Origin of the sequence: Armatimonas sp., assembly GCF_043760365.1 — a bacterium.
Classification (GTDB): domain Bacteria; phylum Armatimonadota; class Armatimonadia; order Armatimonadales; family Armatimonadaceae; genus Armatimonas.
On sequence record NZ_JAYUPA010000033.1, the window covers coordinates 1 to 2,437 of the forward strand.

General features: G+C 59.7%; 3 protein-coding genes. 1 reads left to right on the forward strand and 2 read right to left on the reverse strand.

All coding sequences use genetic code 11. The features are described 5' to 3' along the window. Positions 1–642 (forward strand): HAD hydrolase-like protein (locus ACH2EH_RS00820; RefSeq protein WP_395137858.1); only part of this gene is annotated, 642 nt, incomplete at its 5' end. A 150-nt stretch (positions 643–792) separates the two neighbouring features. Here the strand turns inward: ACH2EH_RS00820 and ACH2EH_RS00825 are convergent. Both ACH2EH_RS00825 and ACH2EH_RS00830 read right to left on the reverse strand, forming a co-directional pair. Further along, positions 793–2,226: a sodium:solute symporter gene (locus ACH2EH_RS00825; protein ID WP_395137860.1), complete on the reverse strand. Its 1,434-nt coding sequence runs from the start codon at positions 2,224–2,226 to the stop codon at positions 793–795. Positions 2,227–2,346: 120 nt separating this feature from the next. Beyond that, positions 2,347–2,437, reverse strand: a 91-nt coding sequence (locus ACH2EH_RS00830) for a prepilin-type N-terminal cleavage/methylation domain-containing protein (RefSeq protein ID WP_395137861.1), incomplete at its 5' end; no start/stop codon positions are given.

A 2,437-nucleotide genomic window follows, 5' to 3' on the forward strand; every position in this document is an offset into this window, starting at 1 on the left:
TTTGATATGGCCGGAACGACTGTCTACGACGGTGGCAGCCCGGTGCACCGTTGCCTACGTGAGTCGCTGGCAAGCGCCGGAGTCGCTGTCACGCACGAGCAAGTCAATGCCGTGATGGGTCTGCCCAAGCCCGATGCAATCCGCCAGCTCTTGATCTGTGGCAGCGAGAGCCGGGTGGGGGAGATCCACGCCTACTTTGTGGAGCGCATGATCGCGTACTATAAAACCAATGCGTCCGTGCGCGAGATCGAGGGGACGTCTCTGGTGCTCGTCAAGCTACACAAGGCGGGCATCAAAGTCGCACTGGACACCGGCTTCTCCCGCGATATCGCGGATGTGATCATTGAGCGACTCGGCTGGCTCTTGCTGCTTGATGGCTCAGTCACCAGCGACGAAGTGCCGCGTGGCCGCCCCCATCCCGATATGGTACTGGCTCTGATGAGCCGCTTTGGGATTCTCTCGGCAAGCCACGTCGCCAAAATTGGCGATACACCCTCGGATCTGCACGAGGGCACGTCGGCAAACTGCGGCTGGGTAATCGGTGTTTGCGAGGGTTCACACACCCGAGAAGAGCTGGCAGTGCACCCCCACACACAGCTCTTGCCCAGTATCAGGAACTTGCCCACCCTCTGGGGAATTTAATCTCGTCTTGATGGAACCCCTCGCGCCGGGCGGTATCCTTCTAGCGTAACGGGAAACGATCTCCCGGAGCGGCGGCCTGCGAAGCTTCGTCCTTGCGCCCCCCCGGACCGCTCCACCGGATTGTGTCCCTCTACACAATATGAGACATAACTACCCCTCGCGTGTTGCGAGGAGCTGCGGGCAACTGCCCGCAGCTTTTTCTTTTTTCAAGCCCAGTACCCAGCAGAGCAGCGATGCGCCTAGCCCCACATAGATCGCCTCGATGCCAAACGGATAGTGCGCCGCGTCCATTGCGCCCCTGCTCTGACCAATTACCATCCAGACAAGTGGCAAGCCCGTGCCCAGCACCATACCTGCCAGCGTGAACGCCGGACGAGCACGCCACTTTGTCGGGGCGTAGGCAGTAAGCAAAGGAACCAGCAGGCCGGGGACGAACGCACTGCCAATGGCGAGCCAGAGGCCCACCACCGACGGCAACGCGAGCGCGGCAGCAATCGCGAGCAAGGCCGCAATCCCTACTCCGACGCGTGTCCAGAGCACCTGGTCTGCCTTCCACGCCCGCCAGGCCAGATCACGGCCTATTGTGGTAGCGGCCAGAAACGTGTAGGAGATCAGTGTACTCATCACAGTCGCCAGCATCCCCACCCAGAAAATCCCCTTGATCAATGGCGGCAAGAGCGCCTCCGCGAGCGCGGGATAGGCATCTATGGGTTTCTCTAGGTGCGGCAGAAGCACACGGGCGTAGCAGCCCGCGCTTACTGTCAAAAAATCAAAGAGAGCCCAGCAGACAATAGAAACGAGAATGCCACGCTGGGCCACTTTGGGGCTCTCTGCGGCGCTACAGCGCTGGTGAAAGCCCGGGTCGGCCAGTGTCCAGAGCGCGATACAGTACCAGACTAGAATATACGGCAGCGCGTTGCCGCCCGAGAGACTCTTGTGAGTTGCTGGAAGCTGCGCGGCAAGCGTGGGTAGCCCCCCGACTTTTGCGAAACAGAACGCCACTAACAACCCAAACCCAAAGAACATCAAGAGAAACTGGACAATATTGGTGCGAACGTCGGTTTCCAGCCCACCACGCACCACAAAGACCACGGAGAGCAGTGTGCCCAGAGTGACACAGAGCCAGAGGGGACCGCCAAAGATCGCCTGAAGCAGCGTCCCCGTCATCAGGGCATAGGGTGCCGGAGCAACGAGAAAAAACACGAGCACTGCCCCCAGAAGTGCCACGGGCTTCCCATGCGCCGCCTCTAGCGTGTCCGGGATCGTGAAGCGTGCCGCCGTGCGCACTTTCGGCGCAAGCCAGAGGGCATAGACCAGCGCAAAGACATAGTAAGGCAGGCCAAAGACCGTCCACGCCCCCAGCCCCGAGCCGTAGGCAAGCTCCCCCACCCCAAGAATCCCGCCGTACCAGGTGGTCACGAGAGTCGCAACAAAGGCGGGGAGAGTGAGTCCCCGCCCCGCTACCAGAAACGCGCTTGCCTCACGACTAACGACTTTTCGCTGGCGTAGCCCCACAAAGACCAGCGCCAGAGCATAGAGAGCCAGCACGCAGTAGTCGGCAAGAGCGAAGTGCAGACTAATCACAGGCCCAACCAACAGTTCCAAAGTTCTGAGACGCTGATGGAGAACAGTAGAGCTTGTCAAACTGCCCACCGCTCACTATAAACTTACAGAGCACGTTATTCTGCTTCGAGACGCCCGAGATCACCGAGAGTGCTCCACGGGTGAAACGATACGAACTGCCATAACAATCGCAATAATCGCGATGACAACGAGGAGTTCAATGAGCGTAAAA